The following is a 24,431-nucleotide window of genomic DNA, read 5'->3' on the forward strand; positions in this document are numbered from 1 at the left end:
AAGTGATCTCACAAGCAGCACCTAACTCATCAGATGCTTCGACGACTGAAATACCTCTGCAGCCTTCCGCCACCAAGACTTCGGGGCATTCGCTCGCTGCTGTGTCTGACCCTGCAACAGATACGGCATATCTCGTAGCCGAATCCAGCTTTCATCCTGCCAATGCAACAGACCCACTGACATCTCAGACCACTTCAAAAAACTCAGCATAGGTAGATCGGACTTCTCCGAGGACGCAGCATCGCGTAAGGCTGGAACCACCTGATGGGTCAGCCATTCACGCAACAGACGATTACCTGGGACGTAGCGATATACCAACAGCGCATAACACCGGACTCACTGAACGCCAGCTGCTTCTCAGGTCGCCGGTGATACTCAATCCACAGAAAACGATGCTGATCCTTGTCCAGTTTGCTGACCATCCGATCACTGAGATGGACGCCCATCAAGCGGCCAATATCGCGTGCGCAAAACCATGGCAGGCCTTCAAGGAGGAGGGCGTGGAGAGAGAGTTTGTGCAGAGTGAAGACAGTCGAAATGTTAGGTTCAGACATGGCAGGCCTCCAATGCTGGAAGCATGTAGATCATCTTGAGGTTGAGGCTGATTTCCTTCGGGCCGAAGGAGACATTTTTAGGCATATCCATTTACCTCTGTGTGATGTCAGCTTTCTTAAGGCTGGGTGCCGGGAGCTAAGAAACCCCACACAGAGGGCCGGCATATTTCCCTTTCGGGTCTTCTATTCGCCCACTCCCGGCATAACAGCGTTTTTGATGCTCACGGGGAGGCGGCAGGCACAAAATAGCCGCTGCTTTCGGGGGCGGACGTTCCGCTGTGTGTAGGTGTTTCTTAGGCACCGTTCAGGAGGGTAGACCGAAGGCTTTCTGGTCAAGGAAGCAGATGAGTCCGAAAACTACAACGTTGAGCTAGACAACATGATGGCGAATTAGTAGCTTTGCACCTCAGGATGATGCACTCAGACATGATCTGATCGCGATTTGGAAGTTTTGCACTAATGGATGAGAATCAAAAAAAAGCACTATTTAGTGTTGCTTATGTTAAGGCGCTTGCAGCTCAAGTTGGGTTTACAACATCTATCCCTGATGTGGATCATGATAGTGTTGATATTATCTTGAAGGCGAGAGGTTTTCAGTCGAAGATTAGGAATCCCCAACTTGAGGTACAGTTGAAGTGTACTGCTGATGCCGGAAAAGATGACAAATTTCTAAAGTTTCAACTTTCATTGAAGAACTATAATGATTTGCGAGGGGATAATCTCCTGTGCCCTCGGTATGTATTCGTATTGGTGGTGCCTGAAGCATGTAACGATTGGGTAACGCATGATGTGGATCATGCGAAGATTAAGCATTTTTGCTATTGGATGTCTCTATCCGAGTTGCCTGAAGTTGGAAATAGTACAAGTGTAACCATAAGTATACCAAAAACTCAAATTTTGACTGCTGAGAGCATGCGAAGTTTGATGAGTTCTGCAGGCTCAGGAGGTGTTTTTTGAATATCTCCAAAATGCGGAGGCAACTCGATCAAATTAATTGCGATATTTTTGAGAACTATCTGAAGGGAGCAGGGTGGGTTGATGATGGTGATATAGAAGGTTTGGCGTCTATTTGGCATCGTCCAGAAAAAGAAAATTATATTTTTGAAGTTGTGCTACCTAGGGTCAAGAGTGTCAAGGGTTATCTGCAGCGGCTTTATGAAGCGCTGAAATCGCTGGCCGCTTTCGAAGAGCGTGAAATGGCAGCGGTAATTGAAAGTGTGCAGAATTTTTATTCTGATATGGTGAAGGTTAGAGTTATCCATTCAGACGTGGAGGGGGGGAGTATTCCACTAGATGACGGCGTGCTTTTAGTGGAAAAAACAAGGGATCTACTTGCCGCAACTACGATGTCTGCGTTTAAAAAACAAAAGTATTTTTCTGGTAATCGCAGTCACGAGGTTCAAGCTTATTTAGATAAGCTTCGATTGGGGCAGACTGAAATTGGAAGCTTTATTGTCAATGTTTTGGCTCCGATTTCTAATGAGGTTTTTGTTCAGGAAGACAGTGATCGGATATCGCTCGGGCGTGCTGTCACAATGAACCTTGCTCGAAGTCTTTCTGCAGTGCAGCGCTCAATGGAGTCTTTCAGGGAGTCGGAAGATTTTATTTATTTTGAAGAGGCCGTATCTAAAGGGGTTAGTGCTAACTTGTGTGATGCCCTCATCGGCTTAAGTGGTATGGAACACACGAGGGATTTAATTATTAGTATTCAGCCTGGCGGCGGTGAGGCTGAGTGGCAAAATATTCCTTTGGTTCATAGTTTTGATGCGGTAATGATGCCCTATCTGAAAGGTGCGTCGGATTTTTATAAGGGGAATTATATTATAAAAAATTATCAGGCCTATGGTGTGGTTACAGGTATGAAGCATTTGCAAAGTGAGGACTTTGGAGTTATTTCAGTAAAGTCCCTGGTAAATGGTGTGGAACGAATTATATCAATTCAATTGGATATGGGTGAGTATTGGGAGGCTCTTGTTGCTCATGCACAAGGAAGAATGGTTTCCTGTGTGGGGAGTTTGAATGTTAATCCGAGGTCTGCGCAGTTGCTAGAGCCAATTAAATTTTCTGTTAGTGGCGCAGGAGGACTTTTTGATGATTGATAAGCTTGGGTTGTAGTTGGCGAATTGGACGGTATCAAGGCTGTAGCGTGAATCATGAAATGTATCGTGTGTAATTATTAATTCATAAATATGGTTGAGAGAGATCTATGGGGTTTTTAGATGTGATTGCGAAGCGTATACCTGCGAGGGTTTTATCAGCTGTGCTGATTTTGTTGGCAGTTTATGTCGGGGTCTTGGGGGCTGTTGCTGTTTGGACTGAGAGGAATGTTGAGTTTTGGCCGCCAAAAATTGGGCCTGGGCCAAAATCTAGAATGGTAGATGAGTTTAAAGAGGCTAGGCTAGATTTAAAGCAAATGAAGTTTGGGGCTGAGTCAGAGATAGCTGTGCTGAGCCAGAAATTGAATGATGCGAGAACTAAGCAGGCGGAATCGTACGCAAAGAATTTTTCTGATTCGCTTGCGTGGGAGAAAGTTGCTAAATCACTAGAGGTTGATATTAAGCACAAGGAGTCGATTCTGTTGTCAAGGCTCGATGGGTTTGATAGCTATATAAAATCGCTAGAGACACTTGTGCATAATTTGTAGTGGGATATCTATTGTAGATTCTGATTTTTCTACTACATAAAAGTGTTGAAATAAAAAAAGCCCTGTATGCAGGGCTTTTTTTTGATAGATGATTTTGAGTGGAATACTATCGATTAGGTAATCAATCCCAGCTCAACGCCCCACCAGTCTGATACTCAATAACCCGAGTCTCAAAGAAATTCTTCTCTTTCTTCAAGTCCATAATCTCGCTCATCCAAGGGAACGGATTCGTCGTCCCTGGATATTCCTCTTTCAAACCAATCTGGCTCAAACGACGGTTAGCAATGAACTTCAGATAATCCTCCATCATCGCCGCGTTCATACCCAACACCCCGCGAGGCATGGTGTCACGAGCGTATTCAATCTCCAGCTGAGTCCCTTGCAGGATCATCTGGGTCGCTTCTTCCTTCATCTCAGCATCCCACAAGTGCGGGTTTTCGATTTTGATCTGGTTGATCACGTCGATGCCGAAGTTCAGGTGCATGGATTCGTCGCGCAGGATGTACTGGAACTGCTCGGCGACGCCGGTCATTTTGTTGCGACGGCCCATGGAGAGGATTTGGGTGAAGCCGCAGTAGAAGAAGATGCCTTCCAGAACGCAGTAGTAGGCGATCAGGTTGCGCAGCAACTCTTTGTCGGTGTCCGGAGTGCCGGTTTCGAACTTCGGATCGGAGATCGAACGCGTGTACTTCAGGCCCCAGGCGGCTTTTTTCGCGACCGACGGGATCTCGTGGTACATGTTGAAGATCTCGCCTTCATCCATGGCCAGCGATTCGATGCAGTACTGGTAGGCGTGGGTGTGGATCGCCTCTTCGAACGCCTGGCGCAGGATGTACTGGCGGCATTCCGGGTTGGTGATCAGGCGGTACACGGCCAGGACCAGGTTGTTGGCAACCAGGGAGTCGGCGGTGGAGAAGAAGCCGAGGTTGCGCATGACGATGCGGCGTTCGTCGTCGGTCAGGCCTTCCGGGTTTTTCCAGAGGGCGATGTCGGCGGTCATGTTGACTTCTTGCGGCATCCAGTGGTTTGCGCAGCCGTCCAGATACTTCTGCCAGGCCCAGTCGTACTTGAAGGGTACGAGTTGGTTGAGGTCGGCGCGGCAGTTGATCATGCGCTTTTCGTCGACGGCGACACGGGCGGAGGCGCCTTCGAGTTCGGCGAGGCCTTCGGCGACGTCGAGGGAGTTCAGTGCAGCCTTGGCGCGGGCCACGGCGGCCGAGTCGTCGGCGGTCACGGCGCGGGCTTCGAGTGCAGCGGCGCCGCCGGCGTTGTCGAGGCGGTCCATGTTGGCTTCGCTCGCGTGGCCGGCGTTGGCGCCTTTCACTGCGGCTACTTCACTGTCTTCTTTGTCGAATTCGTCCCAGCTCAGCATGACGTGTCGTCTCCTGCGTGAGGGCCTGTCGCCCGTGTGAAACCTGATTGGTTGGTTTTTCACACGGTCGTACAGACCGCGTTGGATCTTAAGGAATCGTTTTTTGCAGCAGCTATACGCAGGCAATAAAACAGAATTTTGTACGGGTTTTCCGAGAGCCTCTGACGGGCGCAGATCACGTGAAACGCGGCTGCGGGGCTTCAGACAGGCTTTTCCTCCCTGTAAGGGAATATTGCTGACCCGATTAGGGCGGCATTATAGGGAAAAAATCGGGGGTGTGGGGGAGGGCGAAAGCGCGCAGGGCGGTCAAGCGGCAGGGGGATTTTGCTCGGAGCGAGGGATTACAGGGCTTTCACTGGGATTGGCCGCTGAGAATTTTTTTTGATTAATTTTTTCGCGGGGGCCTGGTTGTTCAAGAAATGAGCAAAAAATGGCGTTTTTCACTATATCTTGTGTTTTGCAAGCCTTTTCAACGACTCCAGACACAACTGAGCCCGACCGAAGCCGGGCTGGAATCGACCCTCAATGTGGCGCTGAGTGGTCCGATTCGGTGCAGTCTGATTCAGTTCGTGCAGCCGTTGCCCATGATGCTGTAGCGCAGAATGTGGCGCTGACCTTTGGAGTCGTCGTATTCCATTTTTGCCGGTACTACTTCGCAGACATTCGGCACTTCACTCATCGATACAACTTTGGTGATGTCCAGGTGTGTGGAATAAGTGTATTGCTCGATAACCGGTTGTTGCTGTGCGACATCAGTCTGGGCCTCGTCTGCCATGGCGGTTGCGCACAGACTGCTGAGGGCCAGAACTAATAAAGCTTTCATCTGATTCACCTTTTTGAGGTCGAGTGGGGTCACGCAACCTTTTTAGGGTTGCGTGTGGAGCTTCATGGTTGGTGCGTTACTTGGAGAGCTGGATTAACGGCCTTCGTGGGGGCTGTAACGTTGTTAATCGCGTTTGCCTTGTTGGCGAGGTGAATTTTAGGGGGACGAGGCGAGGGTAAACAGAGCGGGTTTTGATAAACACTTTTCGCAGATTTGGTAACAATCGGCTGGGTGGGTTTGTCTGACACACCGTGGTGTTTGCATCGCTTGCAGGCAAGCTCCCACAAGGATGGCGTGCGGCCCGAAAGGGTATTTCAAGTCAGCAGGAGTGGATGTCTGGATATTTTGTAGGGGCTTGTTACTACCATCGTCGAATGGTTCTATTGGGCCCACCCGGCTACAACGGGATCATACAAAAACAACTATTACACCGAGGTAGGAAAGATGAGTGCGGCTTCTCTGTATCCCGTTCGTCCCGAGGTTCTGGCTAACACGCTGACTGACGAGGCGACCTACAAAGCCATGTACCAGCAGTCGGTCGTCAACCCTGACGGTTTCTGGCGCGAGCAGGCCAAGCGTCTTGACTGGATCAAGCCTTTCACCACGGTGAAACAAACGTCGTTCGACGATCACCATGTCGACATCAAGTGGTTTGCCGACGGCACCCTGAACGTTTCCTACAACTGTCTCGACCGTCATCTGGCCGAGCGCGGCGATCAAGTCGCGATCATCTGGGAAGGTGACGACCCGTCCGAAAGCCGCAACATCACCTACCGCGAACTGCACGAACAAGTGTGCAAACTCGCCAACGCCCTGCGTGGACAGGACGTGCACCGTGGCGACGTGGTGACCATTTATATGCCGATGATCCCCGAAGCCGTGGTCGCCATGCTGGCCTGCACCCGGATCGGCGCGATTCACTCGGTGGTGTTCGGCGGTTTCTCGCCGGAAGCCTTGGCCGGTCGCATCATCGACTGCCGTTCGAAAGTGGTGATTACCGCTGACGAAGGCATCCGTGCCGGCAAGAAGATTTCCCTCAAGGCCAACGTCGACGACGCGCTGACCAACCCGGAAACCAGCAGCATCCAGAAAGTCATCGTGTGCAAGCGCACCGGTGGCGACATCAAGTGGAACCAGCATCGCGACATCTGGTACGAAGACCTGATGAAAGTCGCGGGCACCGTTTGCGCGCCGAAAGAGATGGGCGCCGAAGAAGCGCTGTTCATCCTTTATACCTCCGGCTCCACTGGCAAGCCGAAGGGCGTGCAGCACACCACCGGCGGTTATCTGTTGTATGCAGCGATGACCCACGAGCGCGTGTTTGACTACCGCCCGGGCGAAATCTACTGGTGCACCGCCGACGTCGGCTGGGTCACCGGCCACAGCTACATCGTCTACGGCCCGCTGGCCAATGGCGCGACTACTCTGTTGTTCGAAGGCGTGCCGAACTATCCGGATATCACCCGGGTAGCGAAAATCATCGACAAGCACAAGGTCAACATCCTCTACACCGCGCCGACCGCGATCCGCGCGATGATGGCTTCGGGTCAGGCCGCCGTTGAGGGCGCCGATGGCAGCAGCCTGCGTCTGCTCGGTTCGGTGGGCGAGCCAATCAACCCGGAAGCCTGGGACTGGTATTACAAAAATGTTGGCAAGTCGCGTTGCCCGATCGTCGATACCTGGTGGCAGACCGAGACCGGCGGCAACATGATGAGTCCGCTGCCGGGTGCTCACGCGCTGAAGCCGGGTTCGGCGGCGCGGCCGTTCTTCGGTGTGGTGCCGGCGCTGGTCGACAACCTCGGCAACATTATCGAGGGTGAGGCCGAAGGTAATCTGGTGATTCTTGATTCGTGGCCAGGCCAGGCACGTACGCTGTATGGCGATCACGATCGTTTCGTCGATACCTACTTCAAGACCTTCCGTGGCATGTACTTCACCGGTGACGGCGCGCGTCGCGATGCCGATGGTTATTACTGGATTACCGGGCGTGTGGACGACGTGCTCAACGTCTCCGGCCACCGCATGGGCACGGCCGAGATCGAGAGCGCGATGGTGGCGCACCCGAAAGTCGCCGAAGCAGCGGTGGTGGGCGTGCCGCATGACATCAAGGGGCAGGGCATTTATGTCTATGTGACCTTGAAGAATGGTGAAGAGCCGACCGAGCAGTTGCGTCTGGAGCTGAAGAACTGGGTGCGCAAGGAGATCGGGCCGATCGCTTCGCCGGACGTGATCCAGTGGGCGCCGGGGTTGCCGAAAACCCGTTCGGGCAAGATCATGCGGCGCATTCTGCGCAAGATTGCCACGGCGGAATACGACGGATTGGGCGATATCTCGACCCTGGCGGATCCGGGTGTGGTGCAGCATTTGATTGATACGCACAAGACGATGAATGTGGCGTAAGTCGTAGCTTGGAGAAAAGCCCTGTCCGGTGATGCTGGATGGGGCTTTTTTGTGGCTGGGGGTTTTGTGGTGGCTGGGCTGGCCTCATCGCGAGCAGGCTCACTCCTACAATGGATCGAGTTTCTTCAGTTGGAATGCCGTCAACTGTAGGAGTGAGCCTGCTCGCGATAGCAATCTGTCAGACACCGCTGTGGCCGCCTGTAGGAAACCGAAACCGCCCAGCCAATAATTATCGATCTGCGCCGTCAGACCTTTCCCGATGTTACCCAGCACAGCCCAATGTGTAACCGGCCGCCCCGCAACGGGGCAAAGGGAAACGCCACGCCCCATTCTAGAGCTGTAAGCCCCCCGGTGAAAAATTAGACATAACGCTACGCTTGCCGGATTAGAAGGGTTTGCGAATAATAGGCCCGCAATTTGCAGCATAGATCGGTTCACTGTCTTTCGCTCTTGCATGAAATTGCAGGGCTGTCAATGAGCTCAAGTCGCTTTCTCGGTGCATCTGTAATTAGTTGTCGCATTGAAGAAATATCGGCTTCGGGCCTGTCGTTAGAATGCCGATCACTCGCTCATCGTGGCTGATGTTGAAACCTCCTTCGGTTTCAATCGGAAATTTCCCACCGATGCGGCACCGATTTCCTGATTCACCATTCGCATATTGGGCTGTTGCTCACTCTGCCGTTTTTGCCCTTTACCGATGGAGTCCCAAGATGAAGAAACTTGTGCTGCTTGGCGCCCTGGCACTGTCCGTGCTCTCGCTGAATGCCGTCGCTGACGAAAAGCCTGTGAAAATCGGTATCGAAGCGGCTTACCCTCCGTTCGCCTCGAAAGCGCCGGACGGCAGCATCGTCGGTTTCGACTACGACATCGGCAACGCGCTGTGCGAAGAAATGAAGGTCAAGTGCGTGTGGGTCGAGCAAGAGTTCGACGGCCTGATCCCGGCACTGAAAGTGCGCAAGATCGATGCGATCCTGTCGTCGATGTCGATCACCGAAGATCGCAAGAAGTCGGTCGACTTCACCAACAAGTACTACAACACCCCGGCACGTCTGGTCATGAAGGCCGGTACTCAGGTCAGCGAAGGTCTGGCTGAGCTCAAAGGCAAGAACATCGGCGTACAACGCGGCTCGATCCACGAGCGTTTCGCCCGCGAAGTGCTGGCTCCGCTGGGTGCCGAAATCAAGCCGTACGGTTCGCAGAACGAAATCTACCTCGACGTGGCCGCCGGTCGCCTCGACGGCACCGTGGCTGACGCTACCCTGCTGGACGACGGCTTCCTGAAAACCGACGCCGGCAAAGGCTTCGCGTTCGTTGGTCCGGCGTTCACTGACGTCAAATACTTCGGCGACGGCGTTGGCATCGCGGTCCGTAAGGGCGATGCGCTGAAAGACAAGATCAACAGCGCCATCACGGCCATCCGTGAAAACGGTAAATACAAAGCAATCCAGGACAAGTACTTCGCCTTCGATATCTACGGCAAGTAAGACGTCCCTGCGACAAGTCCGAAATGGCGCAAGCAACAGAATCTCTGCGGTTTGCGCCATTTTTTCATCCCAACTTTCGAGGACCTGAATCATGTTGAAAGGCTACGGGGCTGTCATCCTCGATGGCGCATGGCTGACGCTTCAGCTCGCCTTGTCGTCCATGGCCCTGGCCATCGTTCTCGGGCTGATCGGTGTCGCGTTGCGCCTGTCGCCGGTGCGCTGGCTGGCGTGGCTGGGCGATTTGTATTCCACGGTGATCCGCGGGATTCCCGATCTGGTGCTGATCCTGCTGATCTTCTACGGCGGCCAGGATCTGCTCAACCGCGTCGCACCGATGCTCGGCTATGACGACTACATCGACCTGAACCCGCTGGCCGCCGGTATCGGCACCCTCGGTTTCATCTTCGGTGCGTACCTGTCGGAAACCTTTCGCGGCGCGTTCATGGCGATCCCCAAGGGCCAGGCCGAAGCGGGCGTGGCGTACGGCATGAGCAGTTTTCAGGTGTTCTTCCGGGTGATGGTGCCGCAGATGATTCGCCTGGCGATTCCCGGCTTCACCAACAACTGGCTGGTACTGACCAAGGCCACCGCGTTGATTTCCGTGGTCGGTCTGCAAGACATGATGTTCAAGGCCAAGCAGGCGGCGGATGCCACGCGTGAGCCTTTTACCTTCTTCCTCGCTGTGGCGGCGATGTACCTGGTGATCACCAGCGTGTCGTTGCTGATCCTGCGTCAACTTGAGAAGCGCTACTCGGTAGGCGTAAGGGCGGCTGATCTATGATCTTCGACTACAACGTCATTTGGGAGGCGCTGCCGCTGTACTTCGGCGGGCTGCTGACCACCCTCAAACTGCTCGCGCTGTCGCTGTTCTTCGGTTTGCTCGCCGCACTGCCGCTGGGCCTGATGCGTGTCTCCAAGAACCCGATCGTCAACGGCGCCGCGTGGCTGTACACCTACGTGATTCGCGGCACGCCGATGCTGGTTCAGCTGTTCCTGATCTACTACGGTCTGGCTCAGTTCGAAGCAGTACGCGAGAGCTTCTTGTGGCCGTGGCTGTCCAGCGCAACGTTCTGCGCGTGTCTGGCCTTTGCGGTCAACACCAGCGCCTACACCGCAGAGATCATCGCCGGCAGCCTCAAGGCCACGCCGAACGGTGAGATCGAAGCGGCCAAGGCCATGGGCATGTCGCGCTTCAAACTGTACAAGCGCATCCTGCTGCCGTCGGCCCTGCGCCGGGCGCTGCCGCAGTACAGCAACGAAGTGATCATGATGCTGCAGACCACCAGTCTGGCGTCCATCGTGACCCTGATCGACATCACCGGTGCGGCGCGTACGGTCAATGCGCAGTTCTATCTGCCGTTCGAGGCCTATATCACCGCCGGCGTGTTCTACCTGTGCCTGACCTTCATTCTGGTCAAGCTGTTCAAGCTGGCCGAGCGTCGCTGGTTGAGCTACCTCGCGCCACGGAAGCACTGATATGCAACGCATCGATCACGTATTGCCTTGGAGCCATCTGGGCAGCGAGCGCAAGGTTTCGGTATTCCGCTTCGGACAAGGCGAGCGCAAGGCTTATATTCAGGCCAGCCTGCACGCTGATGAGTTGCCGGGCATGCGCACCGCCTGGGAGCTGAAAAAGCGCTTGGGCGAACTCGAAGCCCAAGGCCTGCTCAATGGCGTGATCGAGCTGGTGCCGGTCGCCAACCCGCTGGGTCTTGGGCAATTGCTGCAAGGCAATTTCCAGGGCCGTTTCGAAGCGGGCAGCGGCAAAAATTTCAACCGTGACTTCGTCGAACTCAGTGCGCCGGTCGCGGCGGCGCTGGGCGACAAGCTCGGTGATGATCCACATGCCAATGTGCGGCTGATCCGTCAGGCCATGGCCGATCATCTGGCCGCATTGCCTGAGGCGAGCAGCCAGTTGCAAGGCATGCAGCGTGTGTTGCTCAGCCATGCCTGCACCGCCGACGTCGTGCTCGACTTGCACTGCGATGCCGAAGCCGCGCTGCACATGTACGCGTTGCCGCAGCACTGGCCGCAGTGGCGTTCGCTGGCAGCGCACCTGAACGTCAAGGTCGGTTTGCTGGCGGAAGATTCCGGCGGCAGTTCGTTCGACGAAGCCTGCTCGCTGCCGTGGCTGCGCCTGTCGCGGCAGTTCCCGGATGCACAGATTCCGCTGGCGTGCCTGGCGACCACCATCGAACTGGGCGGACAGGCCGACACCGGTCGCGTCGAGGCCGAGGCTTATGCTGACGGCATTCTGGCGTTCCTCGCCGAGCAAGGCCTGATTACCGGCGAGTGGCCGAACCCGGCCTTCGAGCCGTGCGAAGGCATGCCGTTCGAAGGCACCGAATTGTTGTTTGCACCGCACCCCGGTGTGGTGAGTTTTTCCCGCAAACCCGGCGAATGGGTCGAGGCGGGCGACGAGATTTTTCAAGTGATCGACCCTGTGTCCGATCGGGTCAGCACGGTGTGTGCTGGTACGTCCGGGGTGCTGTTTGCCATTGAACGGCTGCGCTATGCCCAACCCGGTTTCTGGCTGGCCAAGGTGGCGGGGCGCGAAGCGCTGCGTCACGGGCGCTTGCTCAACGACTGACTGACTGTTTTTGTGAGAACCGACCGCATGTACAAACTTGAAGTCCAAGACCTGCATAAACGCTATGGCAGTCACGAAGTGCTCAAGGGCGTGTCCCTGAAAGCGGCCGCCGGCGATGTGATCAGCATCATCGGCTCCAGTGGCTCCGGCAAAAGTACTTTTCTGCGCTGCATCAACCTGCTCGAGCAGCCGCACGCCGGCAAGATCCTGCTCAACAACGAAGAGCTGAAACTGGTGGCGAACAAGGACGGCGCACTGAAAGCTGCCGATCCGAAGCAGCTGCAACGCATGCGTTCGCGCCTGTCGATGGTGTTCCAGCATTTCAACCTGTGGTCGCACATGACCGCGATTGAAAACATCATGGAAGCGCCCGTGCATGTGCTCGGCGTACCCAAGTATGAAGCCCGCGAAAAGGCTGAGTACTACCTGAACAAAGTCGGCGTGGCTCACCGTAAGGACGCCTTCCCGGGGCACATGTCCGGCGGCGAACAACAGCGCGTGGCGATTGCCCGTGCGCTGGCGATGGAACCTGAAGTGATGCTCTTCGACGAACCGACCTCGGCCCTCGACCCGGAACTGGTTGGCGACGTGCTGAAAGTCATGCAGGCGCTGGCTCAGGAAGGCCGCACCATGGTTGTGGTGACCCACGAAATGGGCTTCGCCCGTGAAGTGTCGAACCAGCTAGTGTTCCTGCACAAAGGCGTCGTCGAAGAAAGCGGCAACCCGCGCGAAGTGCTGGTCAATCCGCAGTCGGAGCGCTTGCAGCAGTTCCTGTCGGGTAGCCTGAAATAAAACAGGGCTGCCGTTGTGCACCAGATTAGGTCATGCTTCGCGATCCGAAGCCTGACCCAAATCCGCTGTGGGAGCGGGCTTGCTCGCGAAAGCGGTGTGTCAGTCAACATCATTGCTGTCTGAACCACCGCATTCGCGAGCAAGCCCGCTCCCACAATGGATCTGCGACAGTTTCGATTACGGGCTAGCATTGGCCCATGCCTTCATCACCGTTGTTCGTTTCGGATTGCCCGCCCATGACTGCCCATCGAATTGGTTTCCTGATTTGGCCCAGCACTAAAGCGTTGACGCTGGCGCTGGCAGAGGAGGCCTTGCGTGTTGCTCAGCGGGTGCACCCGGACGTGGTTTACGAACTTTCGTTTCTGCAGGCCGAGCCGCCGGCCGACGGCGCCTGGCAATTGCCCGGTGAGCCTTGGGCCGGCAAACTGGAAAATTTCCAGAAGCTGTTCTTGCTCGCCGATGAGCCGCCGACCACGCTGGCGCCGGCACTCAGCAGCGCGCTCAAGCAACTGGTGCGTGCTGGCTGTGTGATTGGCGGTTTGTCGGCCGGTGTCTATCCGTTGGCGCAACTCGGTTTGCTCGACGGTTATCGCGCCGCCGTGCACTGGCGCTGGCAGGACGACTTCGCCGAGCGTTTCCCTAAAGTCATCGCCACCAGCCATCTGTTCGACTGGGACCGCGATCGCCTGACCGCCTGTGGTGGCATGTCGGTGCTTGATCTGCTGCTGGCTGTGTTGGCCCGCGATCACGGTGCGGAGCTGGCCGGTGCCGTGTCGGAAGAACTGGTGGTCGAACGTATCCGCGAGGGTGGCGAGCGCCAACGCATTCCGTTGCAGAATCGCCTCGGCTCCAGCCATCCGAAGCTCACCCAGGCGGTGCTGCTGATGGAAGCCAACATCGAAGAGCCGCTGACCACCGACGAAATCGCCCAGCACGTGTGCGTGTCTCGCCGGCAGTTGGAGCGGATCTTCAAGCAGTACCTCAACCGTGTGCCGAGCCAGTACTACCTGGAACTGCGCCTGAACAAGGCCCGGCAGATGTTGATGCAGACCAGCAAGTCGATCATCCAGATCGGCCTGTCCTGTGGCTTCTCCTCGGGGCCGCATTTCTCCAGCGCCTATCGCAATTTCTTCGGTGCCACGCCACGGGAAGATCGCAACCAGCGGCGCAGCAGCAGCCCGTTTGAATTATCGTCAGTGCCACCCGAGCGCGGTTAGGCTCCGTCGGACTCTTCGGAAGAATCCGTTGATACGGTCGGTGTGCCTGAACGACTGCCGGCATTGGAATAGTCAGAGCCTTCAACCTCGCCGGCTTGTCCCGCCCATTCTGGTAATCCACCGCCTGCGCGTAGTCTTGCCAGGTTCTGATCGGCCAGAATCTGCTTGGCGGTTTCGGAAAGGTCATTGCCGGTAAAAACGAAGTGCGTATTTTTCCGGTTCGCCAGCTCCTCAGGCAGTTCCCTGATGTGGTTATAAGACAAATCGGCATACCTCAAGTAGGGGCGATCGAGTATTCCTGGCGGGAGTTCTTTCAGCAATGTTCTGCTCAGGTCGAGCCAGGTCAGCGCCGTCATGTGGCGCAGGTCGGGTGTCTGCTTGAGGTAACTGCCACGCAACGTCAGGCTGCTTAGATTGTTCATTCCACCCAGTGCGCTCACGGTTTGCGGGGTGAGGGTGATACCGCAGTCCGACAGGCTGAGGGCTGTCAGATCTGTCATGCGTAAGACCACCTCGGGGATGTTCCCTAGCAGATACCGCTGGATCGTCAGCGATCGCAAATGGGGGAAGTGAGCAAGGAATTGACCGAGTTGGGGAACAACTTCAAGGTCGCTGCATATCAGTTTCACTACCATGATATGGCCGAAATCCGCCGACAGCGCAGGTAGTTCTCCCCGCAAAGGCAGATTGAACGAAAATTCTGACTCTGCCCCGCCCTCCGGGACGATCCGCCGCCAGCACTGCTCCAGACGCTCTTTGAACTGTTGGCGGTTGGCTGCCTCCCGCTCGAGTCTGAGGCCCTGCACCGGCTCGCCCGTAAGGTTGTCGAGCGGGATCAGGTTGGCCCACGCTTCGAGATCACTGGATAGCGTGGCAATCTCGGTCTGTCGGCGCACCAGCTCCGCACGTCCCTCAGCCAGCGTGCCGGGCAGGCTGTAGACAATGTCGCTCAGGCTTTGCGGGCTCGAACGGGGGTATAGCCTGTGTGCCAGCTCGATGTCCTCAGCCTCGATCGAAACGCTGAAGTCGCCGCCCTTGGTTTGGCGATAGTTTTTTATCAGGTCGCGTGCGGTCGGCGACAGCGGATTGTTGCTCAAGTCAAAACCCAGACTGACATCGCCGGGCAGCTCGAACAGGGCTTGCGGTAGTTCGGTGATGTTGTTGTCGCTCAAGATCGCGGTCCTCAGCCTTGGGTGCCCAGTCAACCCGGTCGGTAGCCGGTCAATCTGGGTGCTGGCGAGGTCGATGTATTTGAGGTTCGGCAGCAAGCTGATGTCCGGAGCGTGGCGCAATGGATTGTCGTACAGATCCAGCGATTCGAGTTGCGTCAACGAGGACAGTGCAGCCTGGCCTGTCTCATCGAAAACCATGCCGCAGTTGCTCAGTAACAGTGTTTCGACGCTGGGGGCGATATTTTCGGGGAATCGACCCAAGGCGAAGTCGCGCAACTCCAGCACCCTGACTCGGGTGAAGCCGCGCAGAAAAGCGTTAACGTCTTTTAATCCCTTGTTTCCTGTCAGTGCAAACTGAATAACGTGACTGAAGTCCGCCTCTATCGCCGGCAAATCGCCGTAGAACAACATGGCGGTGATCGGATTGTCGGGGCCATCGAGGTATCGATTGCGCCAGAATTGTTCGATTTGCTGACTGAACGTTCTCCTGTGTCCGAGCTGTATCGTCCGTTCAGCCATGCTCATGACTTGTCCATCAAGGTCGTACAGCGATGCTCGCTGCGACCAGGCGTCCAGGTCACTGTGCATCCGCGCGAACTCGGTGCGCCAGCGCAGCAGTTGCGCATGGCTGTCCGCCAGTGTGCCCGGCAGGCGATAGATAATGCGGATGGCATCACCGTTGCTCAACCCGGAGAACAGTGAGGTGACCAGGTTGATGTCGCCCAGGTCGGGCAGCACGCCGAAGTGCAGGTCGGTTTCGCGGTAATAGGCCTTGATGCGATCACGCGCCGTCGATGACAAGGGGTTGTTGCTCAGGTCCGTGTCGTCGGCAAGATCCATGTTCAGGGCGAAGAAGGTTTCCGGCAGTTCGGTGATCGCATTGCCGTCGAGATTTGCTGTGCGCAGGTTGGGGTGCGTGGCGATGCCGTTGGGCAGCGTGTCGATTGCCGTGTCGGACAGGCGCAGGTCATTGAGCAGCGGCATGTTGGCGATGTCCGGAGCTTGGCCCAGCGCGTTATGGCTCAGGTCCAGGCGCTCCAGTTCAGACAACGACTCCAGTACTGATTGCCCTTGCGCTGTCAGCGTCAGGTTGCAGTTGGCCAGGGTGAGGTCCTTGAGTTCCGGCAGGCTGGAGAGGGTCTGCGGTATTTCGCCGAGGGCGAAGTCGTGCAGTTGCACGATGTCCACATACGGGAATTGCCCGACAAAGGCGCCCACTGCGGTAGCGTCTGGATTGCCGCGCAGGGTGATTCGGGCCACGTGATCGAAATTGGCACGCAGCACAGGCAGATCGCCCTGGAACGTCAGGGTCGCCTCGAAAACATCATCGCGTGCATCGGCGTCGGCCGAGAGGCTGCGCCAGAAACTCACCAGTTGTTGCGCGAAATCCGCTCGCGAGGCGCGGTTGGCCTGCATTTCGGCAGCGCTGAGCGTCGCGCCGATCACCGGGTGGTGAGTGGGTACCTGATCGGCCCATATGTCCAGATCGGCCTGCAAGTCGCGCAGTTCTTCGTGCCAGCCCATCAGTTGAGTACGGCTGTCGGCAAGGCTGCCGGGGAGCGTGTAGATCAGATCGGTGGCGGTGACTTTGTCCAGGCTGGGAAACAACTGCCGGGCCAGGGCGATGTCTGCCGGGTCGGCCAGTACGTCGAAGTCCTGCCCGGTCTGGCTGTGGTAGGTTTTGATCCGGTCGCGCATCGCCGCACTCAGCGGGTTGTCAGCGAAATCCATGCCGTTGGCGCGGGTGGCCGGCAGTTCGAACAAGACGTCGGGCAGTATGCTGATCAGGTTGCCGCTGAAATTGGCGACTTCCAGCCCGGAATGGTCCGCCAGGCCCGCTGGCACGTGCGCCAGGCCCGTGTTGGACAAGTCGATATGGCTCAGTTCGGGCAGCAGATTGAAATCGGGAAACGTCCCCAGCGGGTTGTTGCTCAGGTCCAGTATGGTCAGGTTGGTCATTGACAGGAGTCTGGCCTCGTTTTCCGGTGTCATCACCACCCCGCAATCGTTCAGCTTCAGCGTGTGCAGCTCGGGCAGATCGAGAATGGACAGGGTGCCCGGGTCGAGGTCAAGGCGGCGCAGATCCAGCAGCGTCAGGTTCTGAAAACGTTGCAGGAACGCCAGCATGCCCGAAACGTTTTTATTGCCACGTAGTGTCAGATTCAAGACATGACCGAAGTCCGCATCGAGTAGCGGCATGCCCCCCATGAAACCGAGCGTCGCCTCCAGAGCGATGCTTCTGGTGAAAGGGGGGAACGACCATCTTTCGCGCCAGAAGCTTTGCAATTTATCGCTGAACGCCGCCCTGGCAAGCAGCTCACTGGTCTGCTCATTGATGTTCAACGGCTCACCGGTCGCCGGAGCGTGTTGCGGGACGTCCCTGATCCAGTCCGCCAGATCGCTTTGCAACCGGCTGAATTCGGTTTCCCAAGCGGAAAATTGCGCACGCCCTTGCGCCAGTGAACCGGGCAACTGGTAAATCACCTCGACCGCGTCATCAACGCTCAGTGAAGGGAAGAGGGTGATCGCTTGATCGATATCCGTTTGTTCAGGCAATACCCCGAAGTGCTTGTGGGTCCGCCGATAGTAGTTTTTGATCAGATCCCGGCTGGTCGGGGACAGTGGATTGCCCGCAAGACTGAAACCGTCGGCGAGGGTGCCGTTCAGGTTGGACAACGCCTCGGGAATCTCTCTGATCTGGTTACCAGCGAAGCGCCCGGTGACTAATCCTGGATGCTCCAGCAAGCGATCCGGAAGGACGCTGATGCCGGTGTTATCGAGGTTGAGGTAACCCAATGCCGGCAGCTTGTGAATATCTAGCGGCCCGCCGAGCGGGTTGCGCGCAAGGTCCAGAAAGGACAACTGTGGCAGTGACTCCAGGAGCGAGCGGTTCGCGGGACTCATGGTGATGCGGCTGTTACGAATGACCAGACGCCGCAGTGCCGGCATCGACGCCAGGGCTTGGGGCAAGTCCGGCAGGTGAAGATTGCGCGCTTCGACCGATATCAGCTGTGGAAACCTCTGCAAAAACGGATCGATGGCACGGGTACTGACGCTGCCATCGATCACCATGGATCTGACATGGCTGAAGTCGGCGCGCAGCGCAGGCAGATCACCGGTAATCGGGTCGCGAATCTGTAGCGCATAACCATAGACGTCGCGGGTTTCCCGGCGCCAGCAGCGTTCCAGTACGTCCCTGAGGGCGGCGCGGCTGCGCTGGGCGGCACGACGTTCCGTGGGCGTCAGCCGCCGTCGGGTGTGTGGATCGGTGACCGGGATATCGGTTTCCCAGCGCCGCAGGGTTGCGCTCATTTCGCTGAACTCGTTGCGCAGGCGCGCAAGCTCGTTGGTAAGACCTCGCGGGACTTGGGTGAACCGGGCCGCAAAGGCCCGGGCTTCTTCGATACTGAAACCGCGTAAAATCTCCTGGACCCGCGCGGCACGGGTCGGTTCTGGAAGCGAAGGTGCGTCAACGAAAGGCTCCATCTGCCTGTAGCCTTCGCGGCCCAGCAGGCGCAGTGTGTCGACCGTCGGTTCCGGCACCGGCTCCAGAGCAATCGCCAAGCGCAATTCACTGCGCTCAAGCGGTTGGGCGCGGATCGCGTTTTTAAGCTTGGCGGCCTCGCCGATTCCGATGTCCAGGGCCTGGCGCTCAGCGTCCGGCAGGGCGTAAAGAATGCCGGAATACAGATCCGTGGCCGAATGCAATTGCTGGCCGCGATCATCGAACGGCTGATAGCGGCCATCGCTCTGGCGCACCAGCACTTTTTGTTCTGGTGCGTCTGCACGGCCGGTACTGTCGAGCATCCTGCCCTCATACCTTCCGTCACGGATTTCCAGGCGTACGTCACCGCTCCAGCCTGGCACGTTCCTCAGGCTGTGCAGTGCCAGAGTGTCGGTGTCGGGATTGTTCACCGAGTCCAGCAGCAGGCCTTCATACGCTCGGGCGACGCGCACCTCCTCACTGGCCATGTCCAGCAGCGCTTGCTGGCGCGGGGGCAACTGGCCCTCGCTGATTTGCAGCAGCTCGTCGCTGCTGGTGGTGTCGAGCACTTCCTGGGTGACGCGCGGCGGCAGTGCCGGATCGTACTGGGCCAGCGCGGTGTGCAGGGGATCGTCGACTTGGGTTTCGGCCTGATAGCGCGCTTCGAACAGCGCACCACGTTGTGCCTTGGCCAGTTGCAGCAGCTGTGCGCGCAGCTTGCGGCTGCGCGCTTGCAGCGACAGTTCGGGGTCGCCGAAGTCTTCGCCGAGCAGGGCTTTGGCTTGCGCTTCGTCGAGGCTGCGCAGCAAGGTCTTGAGCAGGTCACCTTCCAACAGGTTGTCCTGGTGCAGGTCGGTGAACGGCAAGGTTTCGTCACTGGACGATTGCCACACCGTTGCGCCCTCGGCATCGAGCAGACGCAGACGTTGGTTGGCGGGCCAGCGGCCATGTTCGGCAAGCAGTTGCAACTGGGTCGCCGAATCGGCGGCGCAATACTGTTCGGGCTGATCGCTCGCCAGTTGGTCGATGAACACTTGCAGATCCCGATCGATCCGCCAGCGCGTGATGCTGTCGGCCAGCAGCGGCGGCATCGGTTCCCGATCGACATGCATTTTGCGCAGTGCGTTTTCGTTGTAGCCGCTGACTTGCAGGATCTGTTCGCGTTGCGCCGGGGTGAAGGTTTCCATCTCATGGCTGGTGCGGCGCAGCGTGGTTGCCTTGTCCCATTGCAGCGGCGTTTCGAGCTCCGTGTGCCAGGCGCCGTCGCCGTTGTGCCGCACCACCGGTTTGTAGGCGTTTGGGCGGGTAGGATGTTCGATGCGGTATTGGCCGGGTGTCGCGGATTGGCGCACGGCATAGTGCGCATCCTCCAGCGGCAAGATCTGTTTGCCCTGAACCTCATGCAAACCCAGTTTCGACGGTTTCGAGCCAGCGGGTGGCAGGGACTTTTGCTGATAACGGCTCAGGTCCGCATCCCAATAGCGGGTTTGCCCGTTGTCCAGTCTGACCGGTTTGAAACGGTCGATGAACGCGACCACTTCTTTGGGCAGGACTTTGCGAAATTCACCCACGGCAATCGCACCGCCGACGGCAAACATGCCCAGTTGCAGCAGCGAATCAACGGTGCCGATCAGGTGCTGGATCGCCTCGGCCGTTTGCCCTTGCGCCCACTCGACGATGCCTTCGAACACTTCGTCGAGAAACTGATAGGCCATGTACGCCATCATCATTTCCCCGAGCACCGGCACGAACGGCGCAATGACAAACGCGGCGGCCTGCAGGATGGTTGAGGCGATGCCGACAAGTGAGTCCCACAGCGCCCAGCGGGTTTTCGTGTCCACACTGGCCGTCGCCACGGCGATGACCCGGGCGTCGTTGAGGATCTTGTCCAGTTTGCTTTCGTAAAGGTGTTGCCACAGATCATTGCTGATCGGGGTCGAGTACAGCTGCAGATCGGGCTTGTCGAATGGCTCGTCGCGCCAGACCGGCTCTGAACTGCCACGCACCGGTTCATGCCACTTCACCCGTCCGAGACGAGCGTTGAGGGCGGCAAAGAACGCGCCGCGCTGTTCGTGATTGATGAAGCGGCTGAAGAATTTGCGGTAATCGGCCGAGCGCAACTGGTCGGTGAGCGCCTTTTCAAAGTCGGCCGAGGAGGCGTACTCCTTGACCGGATGCTGCGGATCGTCAGGCACGTAGGCGACGATGCGCGCCAGGCTGCCTGATTCGTCCGCGGTATCCGGTCCGGGGCCGAATATGATGGGGCCGGTGAGCGGTGCGGACATCATCGTCAAAGCGTGACACGACACGGGTTGCCTGGCGATGCGCAGATTCGGCACGCCATCGATCAGCGCATTGATGGTGCGAAAGTAAGTGGCACTGATGTCCCCGTTGATCCGGGCGAAGTGCAGGGCGGCCTTGAGCGCGGCTTTCTGGCTTTTGTCGACTTGTTTACGCAGGGCAGCGCCTTTCTCGGCGTCGGTAATGCCGAGGTGTTCGTCCAGATATCTTTTGTACTGCGCACCGATGTCCAGCTCCCGGCACATTGCGGTGAAGGCTTCGATACTTATTTTGGCCTTCACCCAGGGGAGCGTGTCGAACTGTCCGCTGGCCGAGGGTTCGGTGATAAACGTCGACGGGGCTTCAAAGGCGTTTTCGCGAGTCTCCTTTTCCTCGAAGTTGTGCAGCGCCGCGTCGAGCAGCGACAGCGTCCAGGTGCGGGCCCCGGTCTTGACCGGAAATATCGCCGCAGTCTGCGGAACATACAGGCGCAGGAAGGTCGATTTGACGTCCAGATCAAGATCGAAGCGGGCCTTGATCTCGGCCTTGAGCAGCGGCTCGGCAAAGGCGTTGACGTCCCGAAATTGCGCCAGCAGTTGGTCGACCTCGTTTTGCGCATTCAAGTGGCCGGTGTTCAGCGTGGTCAGCTGTGCAAGCCGGCTCGGCGAAACCGATTGCAGCTTGAGCGGGAGCGCAGGCCGGGTTTCTTTCAATGCCTGGCGCCGGGCGTTGGAGGATTTGCCCAGCCATGCCGGAAGGCTGAGCTGCCAGTGCAGATAGTGAATGTCAGGCTGGTGCCCGTTGGCGGAGTCGTTGCTTGATTGAGTTCGGTCAATCGATTGCATGGGCCAGTCCTTGGCGTTGGGAAAGCATCCAGCAAATCAAAATGTTGCCGCGCCCGTGCGGTACATATGTATGCCAGTGCCGCGCCCGCCAATTGATATCCTGCAAAGCCTGCCGCAAACCGGCGACGGCAGTTTAAACTGCGCCTTGGCGACGCTATATGTCGCATTGCCGTAAACCCGGGAAAATCCGGGGTTTGCGCTATAACAAGTTGTCGCTTGGCGACAAGGCCGGGCCGAAAACTGTCCTTACAATCCCCCCATCGCTCGCCAGTTTCAGGCGGGTGGCCCTCATCAGGAGACTCCGATGTCCGTTGAGCACGCTGCGGTACAACGCGCCGATTTCGACCAGGTAATGGTTCCCAACTACGCGCCTGCCGCTTTCATTCCGGTGCGTGGCGCCGGGTCCCGGGTCTGGGATCAGGCCGGCCGCGAGCTGATCGACTTCGCTGGCGGGATTGCCGTCAACGTACTGGGCCATGCGCACCCGGCGCTGGTCGGCGCACTGACCGAACAGGCGAACAAGCTGTGGCACGTGTCCAACGTGTTCACCAATGAGCCGGCCCTGCGCCTGGCGCACAAGCTGATCGATGCCACATTCGCCGAGCGCGTGTTCTTCTGCAACTCGGGCGCTGAAGCCAACGAGGCCGCGTTCAAGCTGGCCCGTCGCGTCGCGTTCGACCGTTTCGGCAGCGAGAAGTACGAAATCATCGCCGCGCTCAACAGCTTCCACGGCCGTACCCTGTTCACCGTCAATGTCGGTGGCCAGTCGAAGTATTCCGACGGTTTCGGCCCGAAAATCACCGGCATCACCCACGTTCCCTACAACGACCTGGCCGCGCTGAAAGCGGCAGTGTCCGAGAAGACCTGCGCGGTCGTGCTCGAGCCGATCCAGGGCGAGGGCGGCGTGCTGCCGGCCGAGCTGGCCTACCTGCAAGGTGCCCGTGAATTGTGTGACGCGAACGACGCGCTGCTGGTGTTCGACGAAGTGCAGACCGGCATGGGCCGCAGCGGCAAGCTGTTCGCCTATCAGCATTACGGCGTGACCCCGGACATCCTGACCAGCGCCAAGAGCCTGGGCGGCGGTTTCCCGATCGCGGCGATGCTGACCACCGAAGCGCTGGCCAAACATCTGGTGGTCGGTACCCACGGCACCACCTACGGCGGCAACCCGCTGGCCTGCGCGGTGGCTGAAGCGGTCATCGACGTGATCAACACCCCTGAGGTGTTGAACGGCGTGAACGCCAAGCACGACAAGTTCAAGACCCGCCTGCAACAGATCGGCGAGAAGTACGGCCTGTTCACTCAGGTCCGTGGCCTCGGCCTGCTGATCGGCTGCGTGCTGAGCGAAGCCTGGAAAGGCAAGGCCAAGGAGATCTTCAACGCCGCCGAACAGGAAGGCCTGATGATTCTGCAAGCCGGTCCGGACGTGATCCGTTTCGCCCCGAGCCTGGTGGTCGAAGACGCCGATATCGATGCCGGTCTCGACCGCTTCGAACGTGCCGCGGCAAAACTGACGCAAGCCTGATAGACCCTTCGGCGCCTGGAGTTTTTCAGGCGCCGATCAAATTTTTGATACCGGGCACGTTCAACTGTAGGAGTGAGCCTGCTCGCGATAGCGGTGTATCAGACACATCAATGTCGACTGATACACCGCTATCGCGAGCAGGCTCACTCCTACAAGGTCCGGTGTTTTTTCTGTGATTTTTTGAAGAGAAAAGGAGTGACACCATGCTGGTGATGCGCCCCGCGCAAATGGCTGATCTGGGCGAGGTACAGCGTCTGGCTGCGGACAGCCCGATTGGTGTCACTTCCTTGCCGGATGACGTGGAACGTCTGAGCGACAAGATCGCCGCGAGCGAAGCGTCGTTCGCCGCCGAAGTGAGCTTCAACGGTGAAGAGAGCTATTTCTTTGTCCTGGAAGACACGGCCACCGGAAAACTGGTCGGGTGCTCGGCCATTGTTGCTTCGGCCGGTTACTCGGAGCCGTTCTACAGCTTCCGTAACGAGACCTTCGTCCATGCCTCTCGCGAGCTGAAGATTCACAACAAGATCCACGTGCTCTCGCAGTGCCACGACTTGACCGGCAACAGCTTGCTGACCAGTTTCTACGTGCAGCGCGAACTGGTCGGATCGCCGTGGGCCGAGCTCAATTCCCGTGGTCGCCTGCTGTTCGTTGCCAGCCACCCGGAGCGTTTTGCCGATTCGGTGGTGACCGAGATCGTCGGTTACAGCGACGAGAATGGCGACTCGCCGTTCTGGGACGCCATCGGGCGTAACTTCTTCGACCTCAACTACGCCGAAGCCGAGCGCCTGTGCGGGCTGAAAAGCCGCACGTTTCTCGCCGAGCTGATGCCGCATTACCCGATCTACGTGCCGCTGCTGCCGGACTCCGCACAAGAAGCGATGGGCCAGGTGCACCCGCGTGCGCAGATCACCTTCGACATCCTGATGCGCGAAGGCTTCGAGACTGATCACTACATCGACATCTTCGACGGTGGCCCGACCCTGCACGCACGGGTTTCCGGGATCCGCTCGATCGCCCAGAGCCGCGTGGTGCCGGTGAAGATCGGCGAGCCGGTCAAAGGTGCCGGGCGCCAGTATCTGGTAGCGAACGCGCAGTTGCAGGATTACCGCGCGGTGTTGCTGGAGCTGGATTACGCGCCGGGCAAACCGGTGACTCTGGATCTGCAAGCGGCCGAAGCCCTGGGCGTCGGTGAAGGTGCCAGCGTGCGCCTGGTGGCGGTTTAACGCCTTAGCGAGTTTCACGGGTGGCG

Annotated in this window: 15 protein-coding genes and 1 pseudogene; 12 read left to right on the forward strand and 4 right to left on the reverse strand. The window is 57.7% G+C overall.

What is annotated here, in order from left to right; all coding sequences use genetic code 11:
• Positions 1-21 precede the first annotated feature (21 nt).
• A pseudogene (locus HU755_RS17430) lies at positions 22-554 on the reverse strand (Bro-N domain-containing protein).
• Positions 555-1,013: 459 nt separating this feature from the next.
• On the opposite strand from HU755_RS17430, the gene HU755_RS17435 reads away from it, so the two are divergent.
• The 3 genes from HU755_RS17435 to HU755_RS17445 all read left to right on the forward strand — a co-directional run bounded on the left by HU755_RS17435 (position 1,014) and on the right by HU755_RS17445 (position 3,198).
• Entirely contained in the window at positions 1,014-1,511 is a 498-nt protein-coding gene (locus tag HU755_RS17435) for a DUF4365 domain-containing protein (RefSeq protein WP_186634851.1), read from the forward strand.
• Positions 1,508-2,653, forward strand: coding sequence for a hypothetical protein (locus HU755_RS17440; protein WP_186634854.1), 1,146 nt, complete (start codon positions 1,508-1,510; stop codon positions 2,651-2,653). Before HU755_RS17435 ends, HU755_RS17440 begins: the two co-directional genes overlap by 4 nt.
• 107 nt (positions 2,654-2,760) lie before the next feature.
• Complete coding sequence (locus HU755_RS17445; RefSeq protein ID WP_186634857.1) at positions 2,761-3,198, forward strand: hypothetical protein; 438 nt, start codon at positions 2,761-2,763, stop codon at positions 3,196-3,198.
• A 121-nt stretch (positions 3,199-3,319) separates the two neighbouring features.
• Here the strand turns inward: HU755_RS17445 and HU755_RS17450 are convergent, their stop codons facing one another.
• Positions 3,320-4,570 (reverse strand): ribonucleotide-diphosphate reductase subunit beta, encoded by a 1,251-nt coding sequence (locus HU755_RS17450; RefSeq protein ID WP_095126160.1) that lies wholly within the window; start codon positions 4,568-4,570, stop codon positions 3,320-3,322.
• 562 nt (positions 4,571-5,132) lie between these two features.
• Positions 5,133-5,393 (reverse strand): DUF2790 domain-containing protein, encoded by a 261-nt coding sequence (locus tag HU755_RS17455; protein WP_186634860.1) that lies wholly within the window; start codon positions 5,391-5,393, stop codon positions 5,133-5,135.
• A 444-nt stretch (positions 5,394-5,837) separates the two neighbouring features.
• Here HU755_RS17455 and acs point away from each other — a divergent pair, with 444 nt between their 5' ends.
• The 7 genes from acs (at position 5,838) to argR (ending at position 13,876) form a co-directional block, all read left to right on the forward strand.
• Entirely contained in the window at positions 5,838-7,793 is a 1,956-nt protein-coding gene (gene acs, locus HU755_RS17460) for an acetate--CoA ligase (protein ID WP_186551463.1), read from the forward strand.
• A gap of 710 nt (positions 7,794-8,503) precedes the next feature.
• Complete coding sequence (locus HU755_RS17465; protein ID WP_186622123.1) at positions 8,504-9,277, forward strand: ABC transporter substrate-binding protein; 774 nt, start codon at positions 8,504-8,506, stop codon at positions 9,275-9,277.
• Between the two features lie 91 nt (positions 9,278-9,368).
• The gene (locus HU755_RS17470; RefSeq protein ID WP_186551461.1) at positions 9,369-10,058 is read left to right on the forward strand and encodes an ABC transporter permease; all 690 of its coding nucleotides are present in this window, start codon (positions 9,369-9,371) and stop codon (positions 10,056-10,058) included.
• Complete coding sequence (locus HU755_RS17475) at positions 10,055-10,753, forward strand: ABC transporter permease (RefSeq protein ID WP_101155916.1); 699 nt, start codon at positions 10,055-10,057, stop codon at positions 10,751-10,753. The genes HU755_RS17470 and HU755_RS17475 overlap by 4 nt, the downstream gene beginning before the upstream one ends.
• 1 nt (position 10,754) lies before the next feature.
• The gene (locus HU755_RS17480) at positions 10,755-11,867 is read left to right on the forward strand and encodes a succinylglutamate desuccinylase/aspartoacylase family protein (protein ID WP_186634863.1); all 1,113 of its coding nucleotides are present in this window, start codon (positions 10,755-10,757) and stop codon (positions 11,865-11,867) included.
• Positions 11,868-11,894: 27 nt separating this feature from the next.
• Positions 11,895-12,659, forward strand: a complete 765-nt coding sequence (locus HU755_RS17485) for an ABC transporter ATP-binding protein (protein WP_007912705.1) — start codon at positions 11,895-11,897, stop codon at positions 12,657-12,659.
• Between the two features lie 236 nt (positions 12,660-12,895).
• Positions 12,896-13,876 (forward strand): transcriptional regulator ArgR, encoded by a 981-nt coding sequence (gene argR / locus HU755_RS17490; RefSeq protein ID WP_186551459.1) that lies wholly within the window; start codon positions 12,896-12,898, stop codon positions 13,874-13,876.
• Here the strand turns inward: argR and HU755_RS17495 are convergent.
• Positions 13,873-21,657 carry a leucine-rich repeat domain-containing protein gene (locus HU755_RS17495; RefSeq protein ID WP_186634866.1) on the reverse strand — a complete coding sequence of 2,595 codons (7,785 nt, stop codon included), beginning with the start codon at positions 21,655-21,657 and terminating at the stop codon, positions 13,873-13,875. The genes argR and HU755_RS17495 overlap by 4 nt on opposite strands.
• Before the next feature lie 304 nt (positions 21,658-21,961).
• On the opposite strand from HU755_RS17495, the gene HU755_RS17500 reads away from it, so the two are divergent.
• Positions 21,962-23,182 (forward strand): aspartate aminotransferase family protein, encoded by a 1,221-nt coding sequence (locus tag HU755_RS17500; RefSeq protein WP_186634869.1) that lies wholly within the window; start codon positions 21,962-21,964, stop codon positions 23,180-23,182.
• A gap of 203 nt (positions 23,183-23,385) precedes the next feature.
• Entirely contained in the window at positions 23,386-24,405 is a 1,020-nt protein-coding gene (gene aruF, locus HU755_RS17505; RefSeq protein WP_186551456.1) for an arginine/ornithine succinyltransferase subunit alpha, read from the forward strand.
• Positions 24,406-24,431 lie beyond the last annotated feature (26 nt).

The organism is Pseudomonas sp. SWRI111 (genome assembly GCF_014268555.1).
GTDB lineage: Bacteria > Pseudomonadota > Gammaproteobacteria > Pseudomonadales > Pseudomonadaceae > Aquipseudomonas > Aquipseudomonas hamedanensis.